Here is a 25,066-nt window from a genome sequence, read left to right as displayed (position 1 = left end):
CGAATTGACTGTGAAGACGACAGAAAGCATGTGGAGGCGAAAAACGCGTGGCTAAGAGGACTGTTCGTAAGGGCAAAAAACGTGAGAAGAAGAACATAAATTATGGAGTGGCGCATATTTATTCGACGTTCAACAACACGATCATGTGCATCAGCGACAAGGGCGGAAACGTTCTGTCCTGGGCCAGCGGGGGCAACGTCGGGTTCAAGGGAACGCGTAAATCCACTCCGTTTGCCGCACAGATCGCGGCCCAGCAGGTGGCAAAGGGAGCTCAGGAGCACGGGGTGCAGGAGATCGACGTCATTGTCCGGGGCCCTGGTCCCGGCCGTGAATCTGCCATCCGTTCGTTGCAGGCGGCGGGCCTTCAGGTGAATCAGATCAAGGATACGACCCCTATTCCTCATAACGGCTGCCGACCGCCCAAGCGACGCCGCGTGTAGCGTTTGACGGGTGATACAGAGTCGGTCGTCGAATTCTCTGCGGAGATAGGAGCATGGAGTTATGTTGGAAACGTTAGAAGAAATTCTGCGGCCTGAAACAATTGAAATAATCAAAGAAGAAAGCAACACGGTGACCCGGGGACGCCTGACCATTGAACCGCTTGAGCGCGGCTACGGCATGACCCTGGGTAACGCGTTGCGTCGGGTTTTGCTGTCCTCCATCGGAGGGGCTGCCATTACCTCCGTCCGGATGGAGGGAGTTCTGCACGAGTTCAGTACCGTCCCGGGCGTGCGGGAGGATGTCATTGAGATTTTGATGAACCTGAAGCACGTTCCGGTTCGTTCGCTGGCCAAAGAGGTGCGTATGCTGCATCTGGACCTGGAAGGCCCGGCGAACGTAACGGCAAAGGACATTCAGGTCGACAGCGAAATCGAATTTGTCGATCCGGATGTAAAAATCTGTACGCTGGAAGAAGGTTCTCATCTCTCCATGGATCTGTACGTGGAGCAGGGGATGGGGTACCTCTCCTCGGAGCGCCCGCGGCCGACGTACCTTCCTGTGGACGCGCTGCTGACCGACGCCGTTTTTTCTCCCGTGCTTCGGGTGAACTACGAAGTGGAAGCGGCGCGGGTGGGACAGAGGACGGACTATGAACGTCTGATCCTCGATGTGTGGACGAACGGAATCGTGACTCCCGAGGCCGCTGTCTGCGAGGCCGCCCAGATTCTCAACTCGTATTTCGGCCACGTGGTTTCGAAGCTGGAGGTTCGGGACGACCGCGGCGCGGACAAGGAGGGCGGAGCAGTTTCCCCGGCGGAGACGGAGCCCTCGCTCATCCGGAAATCCGGGGTTGGAGAACCGGAGTTTCTGGCTCGTCCCGTGCGAGACCTGGAGCTCTCCATTCGCAGTGAAAACTGCCTGTTGCGCGGAGGAATTCATACGATAGGAGATCTGCTTCAGAAGTCGAAGGACGATCTTCTTAAAATTCGTAATTTGGGTAAAATTTCCCTGAAAGAAATAGGGGACAGGCTCGATGCCGCGGGGCTCAGACTTCGCGACAAAAAGGAAGCCGCAAGGACACCGAAGGAGGATAAAATCCCATGAGACACCGCATGGATCACAGAACGCTCGGACGATACGGCAGTCACAGAATGATGATGCTGTCCAACATGGCAGCCAGTCTTTTTCTGAACGGCCAAATCCGGACCACCGTAACCCGAGCCAGAGAGTTGAGGCGCGTGGCGGAAAAACTCATCACCCGCGCCCGGGGAGGGTCCATTCACGACCGTCGCATCGTCCGCTCCCGTATGCAGCACAAAGAGGCGGCCCTCAAGCTTTTTTCGGAGCTGGCGCCCAGATACGCGTCTTTTGACAAGGGCGGTTACACGCGTATCGTCAAGCTGGGCAATCGCATTGGGGACGGCGCTCCCATGGCCATCCTCCAGTTGATAGAAAAATAAAATCCGCAGGGAAAAACTTGGGTACTCCGTTCGACCCCGTCATTCTCCTGAAGGCGGCAGATTTTGCATACGACGGCGACAAACGGGTTTTGAAGGGGATTTCTCTGGAAGTTGCAAGAGGCGAACGTCTTGTTATCCTGGGTCACAACGGTTCCGGAAAATCGACTCTCGTGAAGATTTTAGGCGCTCTGCAAAACCCTTCGCAGGGCGCCTGTTTTATTTGCGGCTGCGATGTTTCGAAGGCGTCTTTCGCCGAGATCCACAGGAAGGTGAGCGTCGTTTTCCAGAATCCCGAGACTCAGATCGTGGGGGCCGTGGTGGAGGACGACGTGGCCTTCGCGCCGGAAAATCAGGGGCTTCCCTCCGCCGAAATCCAGCGGAGGGTCTCCTGGGCGCTGGAAAAAGTGGGGCTGCTCCACAAACGATCCGCCCTTTCTTCCACTCTTTCGGGAGGGGAAAAACAGCGTCTGGCCCTTGCGGGAGCCCTTGCGGCCGATTTCGAGTGCCTCGTTCTGGACGAGCCGACCGCAATGCTGGACCCGGAGGGCCGCCTGGAAGTGGAGAAAGTGCTGCGGGACATCCACGTTTCGGGAAAGACGATCATTCAGGTGACGCACCGTTTGGAGGACCTGCGGGATGCGGAGCGGGTTCTGGTTCTGTCTCACGGAGAGTGGGCCTGGGAAGGACGCCGGGAGGAGTTTGGAGAGGTTGCGGAGTCTTTGGGATTCGAGCTTCCTCCTCTTTCCGTTCTGGAGAGTCGCCTCGCCTCCAGGGGAGTGACCTTTTCCCCTCCTGCGGCGGAGCCCGCCGCTGAAGCCATCGCCGCGGCTTTCTCCGGGAGCTTCGCCGCTTCGGAAAAAACGGAGGAGACGCCCCGGGCGCGGGAATCGGAGCCTCCCTTTTTTGAAGTCCGCGGTCTGAGCTGCAGTTTCAACCCGTCCACCCCCCTGGAAATGAAGGTTTTGGAGGACGTCTCCTGCCTCGCGCCCTCGGGAGGGTGGCTGTCCGTTCTGGGGCGCACCGGAAGCGGGAAATCCACTTTGATCCAGCATTTGAACGGTATCTGCAAAATTCAGTCCGGCGAGATTCTGATCGAGGGTCTGGCTCTGCCTCAGTCCGGCGAGGAGCTTCGAAACCTGCGCCGAAGGGTGGGTCTGGTGTTTCAGATGCCGGAGACGCAGCTTTTTTCCTCCACCGTTCGCGAGGAACTTTCCTTTGCGCCGCGAAACTGGGGGTTTTCGGAGTCGGAGACGGGATCTCTCGTCGAAGAGGCCCTGGCCGGCGTGGGGTTGAGCGAGAGTTATCTGGAGCGCAACCCTCTGCTTCTCTCCGGAGGAGAGCGCCGTCTCGTGGCCATCGCCTCCGTTCTTTCCGCCAGGCCGGAGTGCATTGTGCTGGACGAGCCCACGGCGGGCCTGGACGAGGTTTTTCGTAAAAAAATTCTGTCCCTTCTGGATGGGCTTCGCAAATCGGGCGTTACCGTCGTCACCGTGACTCACGATTTTGACATGGCTCTGGAGTACAGCGACCGGCTGCTGCTTCTGTCCGACGGGCTGCGGTTGTATGAAGGCGGGGTTCGCGGAATTCTGCCAGTGTTGTCTGAAATGGAAAAATGTATGGCGCCGGAGATTTTACAGCTCTCCGGCCTGCTGCGCCGCCGAGGACTGAACGTGCCGCTGACCTGGAAGGCGGACGAGCTCTGGCAGGTTCTGTCCCCTGGGCTTTGACGGATCGGAGAGTGGAATGGCCTTGTCTTTTACGTCTCCTGTCATGGGACAGTACGTTCCGCTGAAGTCTCCCGTACATGAACTGGATCCCCGGGCAAAACTGTTTCTGCTGGTGGCGATCCTGTTCACGATCTTTTTTTCGGGAGATTTTCTGTCGCTGACGCTTTGCGCCGCGGCTTTTCTGGGGATCGCGCGGCTTGCCCGGCTGCCCGCCCGGCTGCTGGCTCGTTCCTGCCGTCCCGTTTTTTTTCTCGCGATTTTTACCTTTATTTTCAACTTTGTCACCGGCTGGCAGGGAGAGGGCCTGTCTCCGGCGGGGCACGCTCTGGGGACGGCGCTTCTGGCAGTCACCCGTTTTCTGCTGCTGGTGCTTTTCGCCGTCCTTTTGCCCCTGACGACGGCGCCTTTGGAACTGGCGGACGGCCTGGAGGCTCTTTTGTCGCCCCTCGCCCGATTCGGAGTGCCGGCTCACGAGTGCGCGATGATGATGAGCGTGGCTTTACGCTTCATTCCTCTGCTGATGGAGGAAACCGACCGCATCGTCAAGGCTCAGGTATCCCGGGGAGCCCGCCTCGATCAGGGCGGTTTCCTGCAGCGGATGATGGCTTTTTTCCCCGTTCTCATTCCTCTTTTCGTGATCATTTTCAGGAGGGCGGAAGAACTGGCTCTGGCGATGGAGGCGCGGGGGTATCGGGGAGGAACCGGGCGCACGCGGCGGACTCCGCTGGTCTGGAAAAAAAGTGATACAGGCGCTACAATTTTTACCATGCTGACAATTTTTGGTTTTATGCTGTTGCGTACTTTCGTTCTTCGGAGGATTTTTCCGTGAAATACGCAGCGAGAGTGGCCTACACGGGGACGCGTTACGCGGGGTGGCAGCGTCAGCCCGATGCGCTGGGAGTCCAGCAGGTCCTGGAGGAAGCTCTGCAGAAACTTTCCCGTCTTCCGGTGAAGGTGGCGGGGGCCGGGCGCACGGATGGAGGCGTTCACGCGGTGGGGCAGGTGGCGTCCTTTACCCTGGATCGGGTCTGGGAGCCGGAACGCCTGATTATGGCGGCCAACGCCCATCTGCCGCCGGACGTGGCCCTGATGGAGGCCCGCGGGGTGGAGGACGACTTTCACGCGCGGCGCAGCGCCTTGTGGCGGGAATATCGTTATTTTGTCTGGCACGGAAAAAGCTGTCTCCCTCAGTTGAGGGAATTTGTGTGGTGGCGGAAACGTTTTTGGAACGATGAAAAAATACGGGCCGCCTGCAGGCTCCTGGAGGGACGGCATGACTTTCGGGCTTTCTGCAGAGCGTCGGAATGTCCGGAAGACAGCTTCCGTACGCTGTCCCGGCTGCGCTACAAAAGATGGGGCGATTTGTCTCTGATCGTGGTGCGGGCTCCGTCTTTTTTGATGAATATGGTGCGTATAATAGTGGGTAATCTCGACAGAATCGGCCAGGAAAAAGAGTCTCCTGCCTGGCTGGAAGGACTGCTCGAGGGAAAAGGACGTGAATTTTCAGCCCAAACGGCGCCCGCGTCCGGGTTGTATTTCTGGTGCGCGGGCTATGAAAAATTCTCTTTTTCAGGTGGTCGACGCTTCGGCTGCCGGTGTTGCGGGGTCTGAGAGCCTCTGGGAGGAGTAGGGAATGTTCGGAACGGATATCGGGATTGACCTCGGGACGGCTACAATCCTCATTTTTGAGAAAAAACGGGGGGTGGTTCTCAGGGAACCGTCCGTGGTCGCCGTCGACCTCGACACCGGAAATATCCTCGCTGTGGGATACGAGGCAAAGAACATGGTGGGACGTACGCCGGGCAGTATCGTTTCCGTGCGCCCCCTGAGAGACGGCGTTATTGCGGACTATTCCATGACCGAGGCGATGCTTCAGCATTTCATGCGCCGTGTCACGCGGGGCTGGGATCGTTTTTTCAAAAACCGGGCGATGATCTGTGTTCCCTCGGGAGCCACCGATGTGGAGCGCCGGGCCGTTCTGGAAGCCGCGCTGGAGGTGGGGGCCAGGGAGGCCTATCTGATCGAAGAGCCCATGGCCGCCGCCATCGGAGCCAACCTCAACGTGGAGGAAGCCCGGGGCAAAATGGTGGTGGACATCGGGGGAGGAACCACGGACATCGCCGTCATATCACTGGGGGGCGTCGTGGTTTCGAAATCCCTTCGCATTGGCGGCGACAAGTTTGACGAGGGGATCATGCGCTATCTCCGGCGTCAGTACAACCTGGCCATCGGGGAGCAGACGGCGGAAAACCTCAAGATCATGATCGGGACCTGCATCCCTCTGGAGGAAGATTTACGCATGGTGATCAAGGGCCGGGACCTCGTTCAGGGGCTGCCCCGTCAGATCGAAGTCTCCAGTTCCGCCGTGAATATGGCCATCGGAGAGATGGTTCAGACGGTGGTCGATGGGGTACGTAACGTTTTGGAGCTAACGCCCCCGGAACTTTCAGCCGATATTATCGACAGGGGGATCGTGCTTACGGGGGGAGGCTCTCTTCTGAAGGGTCTGACGGAGTTGATCACCCAGCAGACGGGAATCACCTGCTTTACGGCGGAGAACCCCATGGAGTGCGTCGCTTTGGGAACTGGAAAGGCGCTGGCCGAAATCGACCGGCTTCGCGGCTCGGGGCGCAGCGGCCTTCTTTTCAATGCCCAGAGAGGCAGGAAACGCAGCAAATATTGATCGGGAAGCCTGCTTCCCGAAAGGGGGGTATGTTTTCTGAATCGGGGACTTTATTCGGCCTGTTCGGCCATGCTGGTGCAGGAAACGAATCTGGACGTTGTGACAAACAATCTGGCCAATGTGGATACGGTGGGCTATCGACGCCGCATTTCTGCCAATTCGGATTTCAGCGCCCTTCTGGATCGCGTCGAAAAAGTGTCGGAGGATGGGGAAACCAAGACCTTCACGACGATTCCCTACACGATGAACTGGAAGGGCAGAGATATAGCGGGGCCCCTGTCGCTGGCCGCCACGTTTTCGGAGACCTATATGGATACGGATCCGGGAGTGGTGCGGGTGACGGACAATCCTTTGGACGTGGCCATCAACGGGCCAGGTTTCTTTTCCGTGGAGGACGACCAGGGCAATACCTATTACACCCGACAGGGCAATTTTCTGCTCAATGGTGAAGGAGAACTGGTCACGATGGACGGAATGACCCTTCAGGGGGGAGGCGGCCCCATCGCCGTGGGAGATGCGGCGGACGTCCAGATCACCGACAGTGGACAGGTGGTCGCCAACGGCGAGGTGGTGGGGGCAATTACCCTCTACACCTTCGAAAATCCCACGTACCTCCAGCAAATGGGGAGAAACTGCCTGCAGGCCAACGAGCATTCCGGCAATCCGGTGGAGGTGGAGGCCCCGAAGCTCGTTCCCGGAGCCATCGAAATGGCGAACGTGAGCGTCGTGGAGGAAATGGTCCGGATGATAGAGGCCCAGCGCGCCTATGAGGGCGCGTCGAAAGCCCTGATGACTCACGATGAGGAAACCTCCAAACTGATCACCTCGTTTGGCAAGGTTTAATATTAATTTGTTATTAAACAGTTTTTGTTGTTGAAATAAGGAGGTTTTTGGGGATGTTGAGATCTCTATGGTCCAGCGCTTCGGGTATGATCGCCCAGCAGACGCACCTTGACGTGGTGTCGCACAACCTGGCCAACGTCAACACGACGGGATACAAGAAGCGGCGTGCGGATTTTCAGGACCTGCTCTATCAGGTCAATCGTCAGCCGGGAACGCCGGTGGAGCCGAATTCCACGATCCCCACGGGAGTTCAGGTGGGTTTGGGAACACGGGTCATGGGAACGCCGAGCTTCATGACGGAAGGCTATCTCGAAGTGACGGACAATCCTTTGGATTGGACCATCGCGGGGCAGCATGGATTTTTTCAGGTGACGCTGCAGGATGGAACGATTGGCTACACCCGGGCGGGGTCCTGGCAGGTGGACGGAGACGGCCAGATCGTCAACGAGGATGGTCTGCTGCTGGAGCCGGCGATGATCATTCCTGAAGATGCCATTGAGATTTCGCTCAGCAACACGGGCGTGCTTTCCGTTCGTCTGGCGGGACAGACGGAAACCCAGGAGATCGGGCAACTGGAGCTGGCGCGTTTCATCAACCCGGCGGGTCTTCTGGCGGAGGGCAACAACATCTTTATCCAGACGGACGCCAGCGGAGACCCCATTCTGGCCCAGCCTGGACAGGACGGCATGTCCGAGGTGCGGCAGGGCATTCTCGAAATGTCCAACGTGCAGGTGGTGGAGGAAATGGTGGACATGATCGTTGCGCAGCGCGCCTACGAGGCGAACTCCAAGGGCGTGCAGACGGCGGACGAACTTTTGAGAATCGCCAACGGACTGAAACGGTAGCCCGAAATGGAATGCACGGAGGGGCGGAGAACTTTCCGCCCTTTTTTTATCTTTTCCTTTATATTTTCTTTTATATTTTTTTCCCTTTTGTTTTTGTTTTTTCCGGCGTCTCCGTCAGTGACGAAGGCGACGCCTTTTGGAAATGCCGCGTTTGCCGCCGATCTGACGCAAACCATCCGCATTGCCGTCCCCGGAGTCGTTCGTTTGGAGGGAGAGGCCTGCGCTCTCTCTGAGATCGCCGAGCTGGAGGGGCCCGATGAGCTGACAAAACAGGCCGGGTCGCTGCTTCTGTCGGTACGGAACGGGGTCATCACCCGTCAGCAGGTGGTGGAGGCTCTGCAGGTCAGCGGCCTCGAAGGCGTGCGAGTGGAGCTGAAAATGCCGGTTTCCGTCACGGTCCTCACGGAAGGCGAGGGAGATGAAAGAGCTTCCTCTTCTCCGCCGGCCGGCGCAGGGCCGGGGACGGATCTGGCCTCCGCGGTCAAAAAACTCGCCGCCTGGGACGGAGATGTGGAGGTGCGGCATCAGGGCGCGGTTCCCCCCGGCCGGCTGGTGGCGCCGAGCAGTATCGTCCCCGGCACTCCATCGGCGACACTGAAGTTCCGAAATCCCCGGGGCGAAGAACGCTCGCTGGCGGTGCGCCTCACCTGGTATCAGCAGGCGCTGGTTCTTGCGCGTTCTGTCAAAAAAGACGAGCCTTTGCGTGAATCGGACTTCGTCGTTCGGCGGGTTCGCATCAGCCGGCCGGGAATCTACGCATCGAAGCTCACGGAGGCGGTCGGTCTCTCGCTTCGAAAGAATCTTTCTCAGGGAGAGCCCGTTCCTCTCAACTTGATTGCGGGCGTGCCGATAATAGAAAGAGGAAAAATTGTCACCATCGTGGCGCGTTATGGCGCTCTGGCGGTTAAAACCCGAGGGGAGGCCCTGGAGCCAGGCTCCGCGGGAGAGACGATTAAAGTGCGTAATCTTTCGAGTAAAACCGTCCTGTCGGCGGTTGTTATGGACAAGGATACGGTGGAGGTGAAAATGCCGTGAGGAAAAATGAGAGAAAAAGCGAGAGAAAAGCCGGCTGCATAAGGAGACTGGTGTGGAGCTGTCTTTCTCTGGCGCTGGTTTTGGGACTGACGGCAGGCGCGGAGGCGGGGTCGTTGTGGAACGACACGAACAACTGGATAGCTGACCAGAGACCCGGCAGAGTCGGTGATATTGTAACGGTTCTGGTGGACGAAAAAACGGATACCCAGGACAAGGCCGTCAGCGACCTGAAAAAGTCCGCCAGTAACTCCGTCAGCGACGGCACGGGTATTTTGAAGTTTATTCGTCAGATGAGTCTGACCTCGCAGAACGACGCGAAGGGAGACAGTTCCATCAAGCGCAACCATTATGGAAAGACGACGCTCTCCTGTATGGTGACGGAGGTTCTTCCCAACGGAAATCTCGTCATCGAAGGGACCCGGGACATTCGAACGGTGGAGGAAACGCTGCAGCTTCAGCTCGTGGGCGTCATTCGCCCTCAGGACGTGAACAGCGACAATCAGATTCTAAGCCGTCTGGTGGCCAACGCGGAGCTGGCCATCAAGGGAAAGGGCGCCCTGAGCCGTACTCAGAAACCAGGCCTGATCACTCAGGTTCTGCAGGCCGTTTTTTAGGGCGGCGACGGTTCTGTGACGAACATAATGATGAGATGATGACAAGATGAAGATGACGAACATAATGATGAGTGAGCCCGTGATGAAACTGCGGCGAAAACGCCTTGAACCCTGCGCTCTGGCGCTTGTGCTGCTTACGTTCTGCTTTTTCCTTACCTCTTCCGCCGAGGCTTCTGTAAACCTCAGAGATCTGGATTTTCACCGGGTGCATCCCGAGGTGCGGATCAAGGATGTGGTGGAAATTGAAGGGGCCCGATCGAACCAGCTTTCCGGAGTGGGGCTCGTCATGGGCCTTGCGGGAACGGGAGATAAGTCTCCGATGGCGATGCAGATGATGAAGAACCTTCTGCAGCAGTACGGCGTCACCCTGGACGAAAAATCGATCCGGAGCAAAAACGTGGCGGTGGTCAGTCTGACGGCGGACCTGCCGCCTTACGTGCGTCCCGGCCAGACCATCGACCTGAACGTCAGCACCATGGGGGACGCCAAGAGCATCCAGGGGGGAACCCTGCTTCAGGCGCCTCTCAGGGCGGCGGACGGCAAGGTTTACGCCGTAGCTCAGGGGCCCGTTCTGGTGGGAGGGTACGCGGTTTCAGGAACGGCTGCCTCCACCACCAAAAATGTGCCCACCGCCGGGAGAATCCCCAATGGAGCCATTGTGGAGCGGGATGTCCCCACGGATTACGCCGGAGGCGGACAACTGGCCCTTCTTCTGCGTAACCCCGACTTTACAACGGCTCAGAGAATTTCGGACGCGATTAACTCCGTTTTCGGGCTGATCGCCCGGCCTTCGGACGCGGGGCGTGTGGTTCTCGACCTGCCTCCCCAGTACGCGGGAGCTCCCACGGCGTTTCTCGCAAAAATGGAAAAACTGGAAATTCAGCCCGACAACGTGGCCCGGGTGGCGGTAAACGAGCGTACCGGAACCGTGGTGATGGGAGGCGACGTGAAGATCAGCGCGGTCGCCGTGGCCCACGGGAATCTGTCGGTTTCCGTGGCGGAGGATCCCAACGTGGTGCAGCCCAACCCCCTCGGAGGGGGCCAGACCGCTACGGAAAACCGGACGGACATCACGGTGGATGAAAATGGAAGCAGCCTGATTGCCATGCCTGCGACGACTACGGTGCGCGATCTTGTTCGGGTCATCAACGCCATTGGAGCGTCGCCCCGGGACATCATTGAGATCCTGCAGGCCATTAACGAGGCGGGAGCCCTGCACGGCCAGCTCGTGAATCTGTAAGTGAACGGAGAGAGAGCGAAAGAACATGACTTCTCTGCAGGTGTACAACGTCAGAGCCCATAAACAGGAAATTTCGCCTGAGGTTCATAAAACCCGGGACGCTCAGAAGCTGAAGGAAGCCTGTCAGCAGTTCGAGTCCATTCTGTGGGCTCAGATCTGGAAAAAAATGAAGACGGACGCCCGTCAGATGGCGGGACAGGACGAAAAGCAGCGTCCCTGGAAGCAAATGGAAGATCTGTCTCTCGAAATGGCATCGGAGGAAATCATCAAAAGCACGGACTCGGGGCTCTGGAAGGTCCTTTACGACCAACTGGTTCCGCAGGTGGCGGCGACCCTGAAAGCTCATCGGGGTGAAGACGCGGAGGCGGAGAATGGCTGAGGAAAATTTGCCGGAGCCGTGGTGGAGCGAGGGACTGCGCTTCACCTGTCTGGGATGTGGAAGATGCTGCCGGGGAGAACCCGGCGCTATTTTTTTTACTCCTGAGGAGGGAGAGAAGGTAAGAGGGTTTCTGAACCTGGATCGGGAGCGATTTAACGCTGGGTATGTCACGCATCGATGGGGGCGGCCCAGTTTTGTCGAGCGTTTCAACGGGGACTGCGTTTTCCTCGACTCAAAATCGGCAAAGTGCGCCATCTATCCCCTGCGTCCGCTTCAGTGTTCTCTTTTCCCCTTCTGGCCTTCCGTCGTGGAGTCGAAAGCCGAATGGGACCGGCAGGCTCGTCACTGTCCCGGAATGAACGACGGCCGGCTCTGGTCCCCGGAGGAAATACGCGAGCTTTTGCGGCGGTCTCCTTTTGGGGATCTGTAGATTTTTGAGATGAAGATTTGCGGACGGGACGGATAGACGGATGGAAGCGCCTCAGGTCGTTTTTCTGATCGAAAAATCCATGGGACTCTTTTGGGTGCTGGTTCAGCAGATATGTTTCTGCGGGGCCCGATACCTCTATGAAGGCCTGCTTTCCGACAGGTCCCTGAGGCGATTTTACGCGGGACAGTTCGTCATCGCTCTTCTGTTTGTCTGCCTTTGTTTTGAAAGAGAACTGGGACTGCCGTTTTTTTCCTCCTGGCTCGTCGTGGGAACCCGGGATTTTTACCCCTGGGCGGTGCGGATCACCCTCTGCGGGGTGATGATTGCCTTTGACATGCTGCTGTTGCTTCATGTGTACAGAGTTTTTCGTATCTATAAAAGAGGCAGGGTACGTTTCGCCTCCTGGGCGGACGGAGCGATCGTCGCCGGAACGGGGCTGCTCTGCGTCGTCTATATCTGGCGGAGCATCCGCGCGACGCTGGCTTTTAACCTGTCAATAGACGATTATACGTGGATTGGTCGAGCCTTCATTCAGTTCTCCAACTTTTTTTATATGCCCCTGGAAATCGGGGCGGCTTTTATTTTTTACGCATTTTTGAAAACACTTCGCCGTGAAAAGCATCGGGATGAAAAGCATCCGAACGAGGGGCTTTCGATGAGGAAGGATCTCCATGGATAGTCTGTTTTTGTGGCTGGCGCGTCACTGGCGGGGAGAAATGTATCTGATCGGGTCCAAAACCGGAGGTATTCTCTGCAGTTTTGCGGATATAGCGATGGTTTGGATGTTTTTGAAAATCGCGGAGGAGCTTCGCGGCTCCGACGGGGGCAGGTCTTATCTCTGGCGTTTTCGTATCCTGGCGCTTTTCGCCCTTCTCACTCCCACCCTTGCCCTTCCCCGCAGCAGCAGAGTTTTTTTTATTTTACAGTTTCTGGTGTTGGGGATTCCCTATCTGATTCTGCTCCAGGCTGTCATCACGGAAATGAAACCCATTCTTGCTCATATTCGAGAGCATCTGGACAAAAACAGAACCTGACCGGTCGCCGAAATTGCGGTGAAATTATTTTTTAACCCTTTCAAATTTTTACGTTTACGTAAAGTGTCATTTCGTCAACTTTTTCGGTTTTATTCAGTATAAAAAAGTCGGTAATTACTCCAATTCCGGATCATTCGACAGGGCATTAGAATCAACGCAGGATGCCGTGTTTTGCAGTGCAAGGGATTGCAGTCGTCCGTGCAGGAGGCACAGATTTAGAGTCGAAGTTCTACATTCATTTATTTTACGAAGGAATATAAATTCACTGTTCGATTACGCCCAATGTTGATGATTCCTGCTTTTTCACGATCGCAATTTTTATAAGTGTTGAGAGGGGATACAAAAATGTTGAAACATTTAAGAATGGCCGCCAAATTGATGCTGGGGTTCGGGTTGCTGCTGCTGGTGTTCGCCGGGACGATTTTTATCGTCTGGAGAGATTTGTCGAACATCGAAAAGGAAAACGAGTACCTGAACGCGCGGGTTGTTCCCGTGATGCAGGCGGGCGCTCTTATTGAACGCAGCGCCTGCGAGCTTTTTCTGAGCATAAAGGACGTGCAGAGTACAGAAGAGGATGCAGCCATCGCGACGAGCAGAGAATGGATAAAAAAACTGGAGGCGGTTCTGGGCGATATGGCGGCTCTGGGAAGCGCGGACGCGACTCTGGCAACGCCCAAACGGGTTCAGAAGTACATTATGCCCGTTCATCGTTCTTATGTGCAGAGCCTTCAGGAAACCTTCACCGCCATCGGGAAAAAGAAACTGGCCTCCAACGCGCTGAACGCGGTTTTGACGGAGATTGGCAAAGAGATTGAGGTTCTGCAGAAAAAATATTTTGAAGCGGCGAAAACCGAGCTCGACAACCCAGCCGCGATGATGAAACGCCTGGACCTGCTGCATACGGGCAGTCGGATGCGCGCGGCCGTTGTGGAACTGCGCGGCTCCGTTCAGGAATTTTTGCGGATCGGTACGCCTGAGACCATTGAAATGATGATGAAGAACCTTCAGACGGTGGAGAACTGCTCCCGGACGGTGAAGGACCAAACCCGGGATTCCGGCCGTTTGGAAGTCGTGAACGGGCTCGTGACGGCCACGCAGAACGTCAGAAACGCTCTGACCGGCTTCATTCAGGCCGTGGAAAACCTGAACCGGCAGAAGAAAGCCCGAAGCCAGCTTGAGGAAACGTATAACAGAGAAACTTCGAACTCCAGCAAGGTGGCGCAGGACAGGGTTTTGACGGTTTCCCGATCCAGCGTGAACGCACTGAGGAAGAGCGTTCTCATTCTGTTTCTCTCCGCCGGGATTTCCATCCTTATCGGAGTCCTGATCGCCTTTTGCATTTCTCGCAGCATCACCGGCCCCCTCAATGTCATCGTCGCTTTGGCCAAACGCTGCCAGGAGGGAGATCTGACCATTACGCGAAAGGACTTTGGCTATGAGGGCAAAGATGAGCTGGGGTATCTGGTGGTTGCTCTGTCCGAAATGATTTCCGCTCAGGAATGGGCGATGAAACGCGTTGTGGACGTGGCGTCGGCGGTGGAAAGCGGCGCGAACAACCTGGCCGCCATTGCCGAGGAAACGAACGCGTCCATGGAAGAAGTCAAAGCCTCCATCGATCAGGTTTCCGTTATGAGCGAAAACAATGGTTCAGAACTTCAGCAGAGCAACACGGGAGTCGAAGAAATGCGCGACGGAGCGGACACTGTGGCCCGTTCGGCAACCGAAACCGCCGCGTTTATCTCCCAGACGACGGACGCCTCGCACAGGGCGATTCAGACGGTGAACGCCGTGATCGACGGTATGCGCGGCGTGGATAAAAATTCCAGAGACAGCGAGGCCAAGATACGGCAGCTGGTCACTTCCGTGGAGAACGTGAGCAGTTTCGTGTCGGTCATCACGGGAATTGCGGACCAGACGAACCTGCTGGCGCTGAACGCGGCCATTGAAGCGGCCCGGGCCGGAGAGGCGGGGCGCGGATTTGCGGTCGTCGCCGAGGAAGTGCGCAAGCTGGCGGAAGAGTCCGCTCGAGCCGCGCAGAACGTGGGAAACATCATCACGGAACTTCAGCGGGAAGCTCAGGAGAGCATCGCGGCCACCACCGAAGCGGGGCAGATGCTGGAAGGGACTCTCGTTCAGGCCGAAGAAGCTCAGAAGGCGCTGAACGGAGCTCTGGAGGAAATCAACAAGGCCAATGATTCGATTCAGAACATCGCGGCGGTCGCGGAGGAACAGGCGGCCTCCAGCAGGGAAATCGCCGCGGGCATCGGTAAGGTCACCCAGTCGATGCTGGCCATGATGGACACGACCCGACATATCCACCGGGCGACGGAGGAAACGTCGAAAGCCGCTCAGAGCGTGGCGGAACAATCCGAGGTCATGAGTTCACATTCCCAGTCCCTGTCCGAGGCTCTGGCCCGCTTCCGCCTCTGCTCCTGACGTCGAAACGGTGCGCTGCAGGCCGCCATAAACTATCCGTCATAATTCGTAATTAATTTCGGGTAAAAGAACCCCTGTTCAGCTGCGGTCGGGCTGAGACAGGGGTTCTTTCCTGTTTAAAAGATTTAAAACAGAATTAGGTAATTTTCATTTTGTTAAACAATACGCATAATTAGGGAAGCAGAGGGCCGAGCCATGGAGTATAATGTCGACAGGAGTTATATTGTCCCTGTAATGGCCGGAAGCCCTGCGGGGGTTTTGTGAGCCAGCAGTTTGTGAACAGCAGATGGAACAAAATAAACGCTTGCAGCCGAGAGATTGGAGAGAGCAAAATGAAAAAAATAACTCTGTTGGCAGCCATAGCGGTCATTTTATTTGGAATCAGAGAGGTCTGCGCGGCGCCGTCCGTTAAGCGGGAGGATTATTTCATTACGGTGCTGACAGGCCCGTCCAGCGGAATGTATTTTCCCATCGGGGGCGCCTTTGCCGCCTTCATCAAAAACCTGGGTTACGGGTCATCGGTGGCGGCCACAGGCGCTTCTGTGGAGAATCTGACGGCGCTTCTGACGCACCAGGGAGAATTGGCGATCGTGATGGCGGATACGGCGATCCAGGCCGTAGAGGCTTTTGGCGCGTATGAGGGCAAACCCCCCGCAAAAAGCCTCAGGGCTATGATGGGTTTGTGGCCGAACTACTGTCAAATCGTGACGATGGCAAACACGGGCATTAAAAAATTCACCGACCTGAAGGGCAGACGTGTGGGCGTTGGCGCCCCGAACTCAGGCGTGGAAATAAATGCCCGCATGATTTTTGAAGCCCACGGAATGACGTATGACGACTGTACAGTGGATTATCTCGACTACGGAGAAGCCATCAACCAGATGAGGAACAACCACTGCGACGTCGCTTTCGTGACCTCGGGGCTGGGAAATGCGATGATCAGAGAACTTGGAGCGACGAGAGAAATTGTGTTCATCCCCGTAGAAGGAGAACCATTGGAAAAACTTATTGAAAAATACCCTTTTTACATCCAGGCAAAAATCCCCGCGGATACCTACGAGACAAAGAGCGCCACAACCACGACGGCAGTCATGAACATCATGCTGGTGGACGTCGAATTGCCCGGCGAGGTCGTTTATGATCTTTTGGAAAACATTTATTCTCCCGCGGGGATGGAGGCCATCCATGCCGCTCACGCCGCGGCAAAGGAGAATATTTCACTGGATACCGCGCTGCGAGGCATTCTGGGCACAAATATTCCCCTCCACGACGGAGCCCTTCAATTTTATAAAGACAAGGGACTGCTGGAATAGTATCCCTCATTTATCCCTGACGATAGAATTCTTCGAAGGATTTTTCCAGATAGTGATGGTCCATCACGCCGCCGGTTTCTCTTATGGAATGCATGGCGAACAGGGCGGAGCCGATGTCGATGGACTGGAGGTCGAGCTGAGTGACGGAGGCCGGCCCGATGGTGCTGCCGCCCGGCATGTCCGACCGGCTGACGAACTTCTGAAAGGGCACTCCCGCCCTCTCGCAGATCATCTGATAAACCGCGCTGGAGTTGCTGTCCGTCGTAAAATTCCTGTTTGCGCTGATTTTAATCACGGGCCCTCCGTTGATCACGGGCTTTACCAGTGGGTCGTGCTTTTCGGGGGCGTTGGGATGTACGGCGTGGGAGCAGTCGCAGGAGAGCATAAAGGACCTGTAGACCGCCCGGAAAAATTCTTCGGGGCCCTTGCCCTGAGCCAGGGCGACGCGTTCGAGGGTGTTGTAGAGCATTCGGGAGTCCGCGCCCTGTTTGGTGCGATTGCCGACCTCCTCGTCGTCGAAGAAAACCGCCACGCTGGTGAACGGTCCCGGGCGGGCATTCACGAGGGCGTTGAGCGCCGCGTGCACGGAGGTGAGGTTGTCCAGCCGGCTGCTGCACACGAACTCATCGTTGACCCCGATGATTCTGCCCTTCTCAAACTCGTAAAGCCACAGCTCGAAGTCGAGAATATCCTCCGCCTTCACGGAAAGCTCCCCGGCCAGAAGACGCGACAGATAGCCCTCCTTACTGAAATCTTCCCCCGTCATCCCCAGCAGGGGCAGCAGGTCTTTCTGTTTGTTCAGTTCTACGCCTTCGTTCACTTTTTTGTTCATGTGGATGGACTGGTTGGGGATGATGAGGAGCGGCTTTTTTATGTTGACCAGCAATTCTTCGGGGTGCAGGATGTCGTCGCTTCTCAGCGACACGCGGCCCGCCAGAGACAGCGGCCTGTCCAGCCAGGTGTTCAGGATGGCGCTGCCGAAGGCCTCGGTGTTCAGCTTCAGATAATGGTTATCCGTCATTTCCGGCGAGGGCTTGACGTGGAACGAGGGGAAGTCCGTGTGCGCGGCGACGACGCGGTAACCCTCCTCCTCGACTTCGCCGGAGCCGACGATAAAGGCCGTCAGAGCGCTGCCGTTACGGTCTGTGAAATATTTTCCCCCTTTTTCCAGATTCCATTTTTCCTTCAGGCACAGCTGGGAAAATCCATTGGCCAGCAGGCGTTTCTTCGCGTTTGCCACAACGTGAAACGGGGAGGGGCTTTCGTAAATAAAATCGATAAGATCATTGACAAGTGCTGTTGCTTCAGACATTTATATTCGCCTCCAGGGATCGTCGTTATGAATTTATAACTGGATTTTCTTATTTGATTTTTCTTATTTCAGCGATGAGTCCCGCCCCAAAATCCGCGATCGCCTCCAGCATGGCCTTTCCCTCTTCTCCGGAGGCCTTTTCCGGAGAGGAGCCCGTGGAGCCGATCCCTTTATGACGGGCCATGTCCACCGCAAAGTACAGAGAGGTTCCCGCGCATTTCCAGCCATTTTCGTATTTGATGTTTTCGCTCAGGGGAAGGGGCCGGGCCGGCGTGATATGGCTCAGGTCCACGAGGTCCGGTCGTATCGCCAGCAACAGACTGGTTTCGGCGTAACCCGCGTCGTCCGATCCCTTCCACGTCGGGTTCACCTTCGGCAGAATCGTCCACCAGTTTATTATTGTAGAAATAGCTTTGGTTTCTTCGAACAAATCGACGGAGACGTTGGCCAGAATATCCGCGTTTTCCTTCTGAGCGTTCACAAAAACGATTCTGTCCGCCCTGTGCCGGGTGTAACTTTTGGCGTAGGAGAGCATGATTTTCCTCAGAAGGGGGGCGTTGACCGAGACGGCTCCGGGGAAATTTTTCCCTGTGGGGTTGTATCCGTAAGTCATCACCGGAGCTGCCAGCGCGCCGGATTTTTCCGCCAGCTTCACCGAAATCTCTCTCGCGATGATATTCGCCGCCCCCAGCGGCGCGTGAGTTCCCCGTTCCTTCATTCCGCCCACAGGGATGATGACGGTGTTCGTTTTTTCGATGGCGCTTTTGTATTCTTCCCAGCTCAGACGCTCTATGAGGACCTCGTTTGCGGGTTTGTCTTTCATCGTCGTCGTCCCCTCCTAAAGGAGAATCTTTTTCATTTCTTCTATAATTTTCACGGTGTTTTCAATGTAAATATCCACCATTTCCCTGCCCTGCCGGACGGTGGCGTTTGCCGCTTCCGGCCCCAGATCTCCCGCGGGGGTGTAGTAGTCCATGGGCAGCGGCAGAGAAACGTTCACGCCTCTGTAGGTCAGGTAATCTCCCCGAAGCAGGTTTTCGGACGGATTTTTGAGCGGGACGGTTTTGGCCTGGGAGAGGTCCACCTGGCTTTCATCGAGGGCCATGACCACGGAGGTTCCGTATTCTCCGCCGTGATCGTTGCGGGTGTAGCGGGAGTGCTCCGCTATGACGTCGTACCATTCCGCCTGGGTTGCGAGGACGCCGTATCGCTCCCATAGCTCCCCGCAGGCCATTTTTACGGCAAAACCGTTGCCGCCGTGGCTGTTCACAAAGAGTATCCTCCGCACTCCGTCCGACACGTATCCTTCGGCGACCTCCAGCAGCAGGTCGGCGACCAGCTCGGTATCCAGAGACGCGCCTCCCGGAAAGCCCATGAGGTTCCGGCACTGGCCGATGGGTATTGTGGGCGCGACGGGGGTGTGAGTCAGGCATCCCAGTCTGTAAGCGCATTCGTGGGCGATGACCGTATCGAACAAAAATTTGCCGTGCGTTCCGTGTTCCTCGATGCTGCCGATTGGAATGAGAATCATGTCGCAGACGTTCAGAACGTCTCTGAACTCGGCGGATGTCATTTCCTCGACACGAACTTTCTCCATTTCTTTCTGTCTCCTTGCAGAATAAATTTTTTGAAAATCAAGTTTCAGTTCAGCGGATAATGGCAGGATACCCGCCTTCCGGTGGAAATCTCCAGAAAAGGGGGTTCCTCCGTTCTGCATTTTTCCCGGGCAAATTCGCAGCGGGGGTGAAAGCGGCAGCCCGGCGGGACGTTTATCGGGTTCGGCAGTTCGCCTCCGATGGCGCAGCCGCGGGTTTTTTTTCTCGGGTCCAGCATGGGCGCCGACCTCGTCAGAACGCGCGAATAGGGGTGACGGGGATGAGTGAAGACCTGATCCGTGTCGCCCGTTTCCACAATTTTCCCCAGATACATCACCGCGACGCGATGGGTGATGCAGCGCACCACCCGCAAATCGTGAGAAATGAACAGCATGGTGAGGCCCAGCTGTTTTTGCAGGTCGTTCAGCAGGTTTATGATCTGAGCCTGAATGGAGACGTCCAAAGCGGAAACGGGTTCGTCCGCGATGATGAATTCGGGGCTCAGGGCCAGCGCCCGGGCGATTCCGATTCTCTGCCGCTGCCCTCCGGAAAATTCGCTGGCGAAACGGTTCATGCACTGGGCGTTCAGCCCCACTCTTTCCAGAAGCTCCAGCACTCTGGCGGGAATCTCTTTGGGGGAGCAGATTTTATGAACGCGCAAAATCTCGGAAAGCATGTCGTATACGGACATTCTGGGGTTCAGGGAGGAATAGGGGTCCTGAAACACGATCTGAAATTCCCTGCGCATCGCCCGAAGTTCGGCCCCCTGCAGGCCGGTGATGTCCCTGCCCCGAAACAGGATTTTGCCCTTCTGAGGGTCGTACAGGCGTATGATCGTGCGGGCCAGCGTGCTTTTTCCGCAGCCGCTTTCACCCACAAGCCCCATGGTCTCGCCCTGGTCGATACCGAAGCTGACGTTGTCCACGGCCCTCAAATATTTTACGGGTCTGCGCGCGGCGAAATCCAGCAGGGATTGCTTCAGGGGAAAGTACCTGGTCAGCTCCCGCACTTCTATCAGAGGGAGGCTCGCGGTTCCCTGTTCTGATGTCTCTGTTCTGTCGTTCATGGCGCACCTTCGAAAAATTATATAAATTATAAATCGATGATTCCGCGGAAGTTTTCCGTCTCCCCTGAGCGGTGACAGCGGACGAAATGCCCCGGAAGAAGCTCCGTCAGGGGGGGCAGACTTTCAAAACAGCGGCCCTCCGCCATTCTGCAGCGGGGTGAAAAAGGACAGCCCGGGGGCAGCTCGAAGAGGTCGGGGGGCTGTCCGCCGATGGATTCCAGCGGATGTCCCCTGGGGATGTCCGAGGGGAGCGATTGCAGCAAAGCGTGAGTGTAGGGATGACGCGGCGCCGCAAAAAGGGTCAGAGTCGCGGTGAGCTCCATGATGTAACCCGCGTACATCACGGCCACCCTGTCGCAAAGCTGCGCCACCACGCCCAAATCGTGGGTGACGAACAGAACCGCCATCCCCAGTTCCTCCCGAAGCTGATCGATCAGTTTGAGAATCTGATCCTGTATGGTCACGTCCAGCGCGGTGGTTGGCTCGTCCGCCAGAAGAATTTTCGGCTCGGAGGCCAGAGCGATGGCGATCATGACCCTTTGCCTCATTCCGCCGCTGAACTGGTGGGGATACTCCTCCATTCTCTCCACTGGAGCGGGAATGCCGGCCAGAGTCAGGAGCTCGGCGGCTCTCGCGTATTTTTCTCCGGACGTCATTCCCTTTTTTTCGAGGGCGTCAAAAATCTGCTCCCGAATTGTCAGCACCGGATTGAGCGCCGTCAGAGGCTCCTGAAAGATCATGCCGATCTCCCTGCCCCGAATGTCGCTCAGGGCGTTTTCGTCGACGCCCACCAGTTCCTGACCCGCGTATTTTATGCTTCCGGAGACGATCTGCCCCGGCGGGTGCAGCAGGTTGATGATGGACTTGCAGGTGACGCTTTTTCCGCAGCCGCTCTCGCCCACGAGGCCGAAAATCTCACCTTCGTAAATCGAAAAACTCACCCCGTTGACGGCGTGAACCGTGCCCTCTTTCGTGAAAAAACGGGTGACCAGATCCGTAATTTCCAAAACTTTATTTTTTGCCATATTATTTTTTTCCGTATTATCGCCCTTTGGTCCTGAGCAGGTCCGACAGTCCGTCGCCCAGAAGGCTGAAGCCGGTTCCGGCGAAGACCAGGGCCATGCCGGGGAAAAAGCAGAGCCAGGGCGCCTCGTTGATGAACTGCCTGCCGTCCGCGATGATGACCCCCCACTCGGCGGTGGGGGGCTGGACGCCAAGGCCGAGAAACCCCAGCGACGCCCCGGCGAGCATGCACATCACCACGTCGGAGGCGCCGTAGACCAGCGACGAGCTGAATACGTTGGGAAGCACGTGCCTGAAAAGGATTCTCGCATGTGAAAAACCCAGGGCTCTGGCCATTTCCACGTATTCGGCGTTCTTCACCACCATGACTTCGCCGCGGACCAGCCGGGCGTACTCCTTCCAGCCCACCAGCCATATGGCCAGGTATAGATTGTCGATCCCCGGGCCCAGCACGGCCACAATGGCCACCACCAGGGTGAGATAGGGGAAGGCCATGAAAATGTCGAGAGTCCGCATGAGAACGACGTCCACCCAGCCTCCGCAGTATCCCGCCAGAAGCCCGATCAGCCCTCCCACCAGCAGGGGAACCAGGGTCGCCAGCACTCCCACCATCAGATCCACCCGGGTACCCCAGACCACGCGGGAGAAAAGGTCCCGCCCAAAATTATCGGTGCCGAAAAAATGCATCCGCGACGGGCCCTGCTTGATCGCTGTCAAATCCATTTCCACGGGGTCGAAGGGAGCGATATGCTCCGGAAAAAACGCGAAGAACAGAACGACAAGCAAAATCGCGCCCCCCACGTTGAGCGTCACGCTTCTCCTGTACAGGGGGATTTTCTTTTTACTTTCCGACTTACTTTCCGACGCCGCTGTCTGACCGGTCATGTCGTCACCTCGCTTTTCGCCGCGGGTCATTCCAGGCGCACTCTCGGATCGAGCACGGAATAAAAGACGTCCGTCGCCAGGTTGGCGATGAGGACCAGCGCGGCAAAAACGAAAACGGTGGCCTGAACCACGGCGTAATCGCGGCTGAGAATGGAGGAGACCAGCAGGGAGCCGATCCCCGGAAGCGCAAAAACCGTCTCAATGACCACCGACCCGCTCAGCATGTAGGTTATTCGCATGGAGAACAGGGTCACGGTGGAGATCAGCGCGTTTCTCAGCACGTACCGCGACCGCACCACTTTGGGCTTCAGCCCCTTGCTTCTGGCGAAATCAACGTAGTCGCTGTTCAGCACGTCGATAATGGCGTTTCTGAGGTTGCGGACGATGAGAGAGCTGGTGGCCAGAGACTGGGTGAAGGCCGGCAGGATGAGGGACTGAAGGTGTTCCAGCCAGGTCGTTCCCCAGCCGGCCACGGGCAGCCACCGCAGTTTGAGGCCGAAGAACAGCAGCAGCAGCAGCCCGATCCAGAACTGAGGCAGGGCGAGGGAGACCAGGGCGCCGATTCGTATGATCTGGTCGCCGGGCCGGTTTCTGTTGACGGCGGCGATGAATCCCAGGGGAAAACTGATGATCAGGACGAAAAACGCCGTCATCAGCGTCAGCAAAAGCGTTATCCCGATTCGTCTCGTCAGGAGCTGGCTCACAGGAACGATGTACACGATGGAGTTGCCGAAATCCAGCCGGCACAGATTGCGCAGAAAGATCATATACTGCACATATAAAGGTTTGTTCAGCCCCAGGTTTTCCCGAATGACCTCGGCTTTTTCGTGGGTGTATTTTTCACCGAGCATCACCTCGACGGGATCCCCCGGAATCAGGCGCATGAGCAAAAAGATCAGTACCGTCACCAGCAGCAGGACAGGGATAATCTGCAACACCCGCCTGAAAATGTAGTTTAGCCGATGCACGCGATTTCACCTGCCTGCTTTTAAGCGTCAAATTATTAAATAACTTTTTTACTTTTTTACGAGGTTTTCGAAGCGGTAGTTGCCCAGGGGCGTCTGGACGAAGCCGCTGATTCCCGCCCGCAAAATCACCGGGTATCCGCCGTAGAACAGGGAAACGGCCGGGCACTCGTCGGCGTAAATTTTCTGCACTTTATAATAGATCTCCCGTCGTTTGTCGGGGTTGAGCTCTTTCAGGGCGTCCGCCACGAGCTTGATGGCCTCGTCGTTTTTCCAGCCCGTGTAGTAGCATCTCGTGGTGTCGTTGTAGTTGATGAAGCGCTCCATCGCCTGCGCCGGGTCCACCATGTCGCTGGTCCAGCCCGAATAGATCATGTCGAACTGGAAAGACCTCTGCAGGGAGCTGACCGACGCGGCCTCCATCTGAACGATTTTCACGGTGATGCCCACTTTGGCCAGGTTCGCCTGGATGATGGTGCCCACCTGAGATGCGATGTTGTCGCCGGCCCGAACGAGAAACTCCACCGTGACCCCCTTGACTCCGGCCTCGGCCAGCAGTTTTTTCGATTTTTCCACGTCCAGGGGTTCGAGGGGCAGATCCGGGTTGTGGTACATGAGGGATTTATGCATAAAAGCCGTCCCCAGCTCGCCGTATCCGTTGAGGGCCACCTGCAGAATGGCTTTTCTGTCGATGGCGCAGGCGATGGCCTTCCGGACCCTCACGTCGTCGAAGGGCTTTCGCGCCGTGTTGAAGGCGAGGAAACGCACCAGCGTCCCCGGGAAATTGGCCGTCACATAGGCGGAATTGTCCTTCAGCTCGGCCATCTTGTTGTAAAGCGCGTTGAGGTCGCCGTCGATGTCTCCCGCTTCAAGCTGAAGGGTGCGGGTGTTGTTGTCCGGAACCACGTTGAACACGATTTCGTCCGTCTGGGGAATGCCCTGCACTCTGTAGTGGGGATTTTTCGCCAGTGTGAGATGCTCGCCCTTCACCCAGTCCTTCAGCATAAAGGGGCCCGTTCCTATGGGTTTCTGAGTAAAACCCTCCAGCGTCACTTTTTCGAAATAGGCCTTCGGCAGGACGGAGGCGTTGAACATGGCCAGCGACGCCAGAATTGCCGCGTCCGGCTGCTTCAGTTTCACCAGGATGGTTTTGTCGTCGGGGGCGCTTACGTCGGAGATGATTTTCAGGTTGCCTCCCCAGATGCTCGTGGGCTCGTCTCTGGCGCGGAGCAGGGACCAGACCCAGTCCGCCGTCGTGACGGGAGTTCCGTCCGAGAATTTGACGCCCTCCACAAGGTGGAACGTGTACTCCAGTCCGTCGCCGCTCACGTCCCAGCTCTTCGCAAGGTTGGGCTCAATGGAGGTTCCCTCGTTGCTGCTCTTCACCAGCCCGTCCATCATCAGGTTGAGTATCCAGATGTTCTCGTTGTGAGACTGAGTGACCGGATCGAGGTTGTCGGAGTCGCTGGGGCGGGCGAAAACGATTTTCGAGGCCGCGGCGTCGGCGGCTGCAGCCGGCATCAGCGCGGCCATCGCCAAAAACAGGGCAAACACGCAAAAAAATTTCTTCATCTTCATTATCTTCGTTATCATCTTCATTGGCAAATCGACCTCCTTCAAAATTGTTGGTAAAGTTTATAAAAGAATGGGAATTTTTCGTATTATACACCGAGCAGGGATATACGCAACTTACAGGGCGGTTTTTTCTGCTTATCAATCGAAAATTTCTTCCTGTTGTAT

General features: G+C 56.7%; 26 protein-coding genes. 18 read left to right on the top strand and 8 right to left on the bottom strand.

The window, feature by feature from the left end; all coding sequences use genetic code 11:
• Nucleotides 1–47: 47 nt before the first annotated feature.
• The 18 genes from rpsK (at nucleotide 48) to LBR61_12790 (ending at nucleotide 16,480) form a co-directional block, all read left to right on the top strand.
• A complete protein-coding gene (gene rpsK, locus LBR61_12875) occupies nucleotides 48–440 on the top strand; it encodes a 30S ribosomal protein S11 (protein MDR1732973.1) in 393 nt (130 codons plus the stop codon).
• 61 nt (nucleotides 441–501) lie between these two features.
• Nucleotides 502–1,545, top strand: a complete 1,044-nt coding sequence (locus tag LBR61_12870) for a DNA-directed RNA polymerase subunit alpha (GenBank protein MDR1732972.1) — start codon at nucleotides 502–504, stop codon at nucleotides 1,543–1,545.
• On the top strand, nucleotides 1,542–1,901 hold the full coding sequence (gene rplQ, locus LBR61_12865) for a 50S ribosomal protein L17 (GenBank protein MDR1732971.1): 360 nt from the start codon (nucleotides 1,542–1,544) through the stop codon (nucleotides 1,899–1,901). Before LBR61_12870 ends, rplQ begins: the two co-directional genes overlap by 4 nt.
• A 17-nt stretch (nucleotides 1,902–1,918) precedes the next feature.
• Complete coding sequence (locus tag LBR61_12860) at nucleotides 1,919–3,628, top strand: ATP-binding cassette domain-containing protein (protein ID MDR1732970.1); 1,710 nt, start codon at nucleotides 1,919–1,921, stop codon at nucleotides 3,626–3,628.
• Nucleotides 3,629–3,644: 16 nt separating this feature from the next.
• Nucleotides 3,645–4,457 (top strand): energy-coupling factor transporter transmembrane protein EcfT, encoded by an 813-nt coding sequence (locus tag LBR61_12855; protein MDR1732969.1) that lies wholly within the window; start codon nucleotides 3,645–3,647, stop codon nucleotides 4,455–4,457.
• On the top strand, nucleotides 4,454–5,239 hold the full coding sequence (truA, locus tag LBR61_12850; protein ID MDR1732968.1) for a tRNA pseudouridine(38-40) synthase TruA: 786 nt from the start codon (nucleotides 4,454–4,456) through the stop codon (nucleotides 5,237–5,239). Before LBR61_12855 ends, truA begins: the two co-directional genes overlap by 4 nt.
• Before the next feature lie 22 nt (nucleotides 5,240–5,261).
• Entirely contained in the window at nucleotides 5,262–6,311 is a 1,050-nt protein-coding gene (locus LBR61_12845; protein MDR1732967.1) for a rod shape-determining protein, read from the top strand.
• A 36-nt stretch (nucleotides 6,312–6,347) separates the two neighbouring features.
• On the top strand, nucleotides 6,348–7,154 hold the full coding sequence (locus LBR61_12840) for a flagellar hook-basal body protein (GenBank protein MDR1732966.1): 807 nt from the start codon (nucleotides 6,348–6,350) through the stop codon (nucleotides 7,152–7,154).
• Between the two features lie 53 nt (nucleotides 7,155–7,207).
• A complete protein-coding gene (gene flgG / locus LBR61_12835; GenBank protein MDR1732965.1) occupies nucleotides 7,208–7,999 on the top strand; it encodes a flagellar basal-body rod protein FlgG in 792 nt (263 codons plus the stop codon).
• 117 nt (nucleotides 8,000–8,116) lie between these two features.
• Nucleotides 8,117–9,034 carry a flagellar basal body P-ring formation chaperone FlgA gene (flgA, locus tag LBR61_12830; GenBank protein ID MDR1732964.1) on the top strand — a complete coding sequence of 306 codons (918 nt, stop codon included), beginning with the start codon at nucleotides 8,117–8,119 and terminating at the stop codon, nucleotides 9,032–9,034.
• Nucleotides 9,031–9,648: a flagellar basal body L-ring protein FlgH gene (locus LBR61_12825; GenBank protein MDR1732963.1), complete on the top strand. Its 618-nt coding sequence runs from the start codon at nucleotides 9,031–9,033 to the stop codon at nucleotides 9,646–9,648. The genes flgA and LBR61_12825 overlap by 4 nt, the downstream gene beginning before the upstream one ends.
• A 46-nt stretch (nucleotides 9,649–9,694) precedes the next feature.
• Entirely contained in the window at nucleotides 9,695–10,888 is a 1,194-nt protein-coding gene (locus LBR61_12820; GenBank protein MDR1732962.1) for a flagellar basal body P-ring protein FlgI, read from the top strand.
• A gap of 25 nt (nucleotides 10,889–10,913) precedes the next feature.
• Nucleotides 10,914–11,267: a hypothetical protein gene (locus tag LBR61_12815; protein ID MDR1732961.1), complete on the top strand. Its 354-nt coding sequence runs from the start codon at nucleotides 10,914–10,916 to the stop codon at nucleotides 11,265–11,267.
• Nucleotides 11,260–11,697 carry a YkgJ family cysteine cluster protein gene (locus tag LBR61_12810; GenBank protein MDR1732960.1) on the top strand — a complete coding sequence of 146 codons (438 nt, stop codon included), beginning with the start codon at nucleotides 11,260–11,262 and terminating at the stop codon, nucleotides 11,695–11,697. The genes LBR61_12815 and LBR61_12810 overlap by 8 nt, the downstream gene beginning before the upstream one ends.
• Nucleotides 11,698–11,737: 40 nt before the next feature.
• The gene (locus tag LBR61_12805) at nucleotides 11,738–12,376 is read left to right on the top strand and encodes a hypothetical protein (GenBank protein MDR1732959.1); all 639 of its coding nucleotides are present in this window, start codon (nucleotides 11,738–11,740) and stop codon (nucleotides 12,374–12,376) included.
• Nucleotides 12,369–12,731, top strand: coding sequence for a hypothetical protein (locus LBR61_12800; GenBank protein MDR1732958.1), 363 nt, complete (start codon nucleotides 12,369–12,371; stop codon nucleotides 12,729–12,731). The genes LBR61_12805 and LBR61_12800 overlap by 8 nt, the downstream gene beginning before the upstream one ends.
• A 345-nt stretch (nucleotides 12,732–13,076) precedes the next feature.
• Nucleotides 13,077–15,167, top strand: a complete 2,091-nt coding sequence (locus LBR61_12795) for a methyl-accepting chemotaxis protein (GenBank protein ID MDR1732957.1) — start codon at nucleotides 13,077–13,079, stop codon at nucleotides 15,165–15,167.
• A 332-nt stretch (nucleotides 15,168–15,499) separates the two neighbouring features.
• A complete protein-coding gene (locus LBR61_12790) occupies nucleotides 15,500–16,480 on the top strand; it encodes a TAXI family TRAP transporter solute-binding subunit (GenBank protein MDR1732956.1) in 981 nt (326 codons plus the stop codon).
• 10 nt (nucleotides 16,481–16,490) lie between these two features.
• On the opposite strand, the gene LBR61_12785 is transcribed toward LBR61_12790, so the two are convergent.
• Genes LBR61_12785 through LBR61_12750 form a run of 8 tightly spaced genes read right to left on the bottom strand, consistent with a single transcriptional unit; the run spans nucleotide 16,491 to nucleotide 24,925 of the window.
• A complete protein-coding gene (locus LBR61_12785) occupies nucleotides 16,491–17,792 on the bottom strand; it encodes a M18 family aminopeptidase (GenBank protein ID MDR1732955.1) in 1,302 nt (433 codons plus the stop codon).
• 49 nt (nucleotides 17,793–17,841) lie between these two features.
• Entirely contained in the window at nucleotides 17,842–18,615 is a 774-nt protein-coding gene (locus LBR61_12780; GenBank protein ID MDR1732954.1) for a creatininase family protein, read from the bottom strand.
• A 15-nt stretch (nucleotides 18,616–18,630) separates the two neighbouring features.
• Entirely contained in the window at nucleotides 18,631–19,389 is a 759-nt protein-coding gene (locus tag LBR61_12775) for a creatininase family protein (protein ID MDR1732953.1), read from the bottom strand.
• Nucleotides 19,390–19,433: 44 nt separating this feature from the next.
• A complete protein-coding gene (locus tag LBR61_12770; protein ID MDR1732952.1) occupies nucleotides 19,434–20,453 on the bottom strand; it encodes an ABC transporter ATP-binding protein in 1,020 nt (339 codons plus the stop codon).
• A 26-nt stretch (nucleotides 20,454–20,479) separates the two neighbouring features.
• On the bottom strand, nucleotides 20,480–21,478 hold the full coding sequence (locus LBR61_12765; GenBank protein ID MDR1732951.1) for an ABC transporter ATP-binding protein: 999 nt from the start codon (nucleotides 21,476–21,478) through the stop codon (nucleotides 20,480–20,482).
• A 16-nt stretch (nucleotides 21,479–21,494) separates the two neighbouring features.
• Complete coding sequence (locus tag LBR61_12760; GenBank protein MDR1732950.1) at nucleotides 21,495–22,361, bottom strand: ABC transporter permease; 867 nt, start codon at nucleotides 22,359–22,361, stop codon at nucleotides 21,495–21,497.
• Between the two features lie 26 nt (nucleotides 22,362–22,387).
• Nucleotides 22,388–23,329: an ABC transporter permease gene (locus LBR61_12755; GenBank protein MDR1732949.1), complete on the bottom strand. Its 942-nt coding sequence runs from the start codon at nucleotides 23,327–23,329 to the stop codon at nucleotides 22,388–22,390.
• A 48-nt stretch (nucleotides 23,330–23,377) separates the two neighbouring features.
• Nucleotides 23,378–24,925: an ABC transporter substrate-binding protein gene (locus tag LBR61_12750; protein MDR1732948.1), complete on the bottom strand. Its 1,548-nt coding sequence runs from the start codon at nucleotides 24,923–24,925 to the stop codon at nucleotides 23,378–23,380.
• Nucleotides 24,926–25,066: the final 141 nt, after the last annotated feature.

This window comes from Synergistaceae bacterium (assembly GCA_031272035.1).
In the GTDB taxonomy this organism is placed as follows: Bacteria; Synergistota; Synergistia; order Synergistales; family Aminobacteriaceae; genus JAISSA01.
Note: the sequence above shows the minus strand (reverse complement) of the source record. Positions and strands in the feature narration are given on the sequence as shown.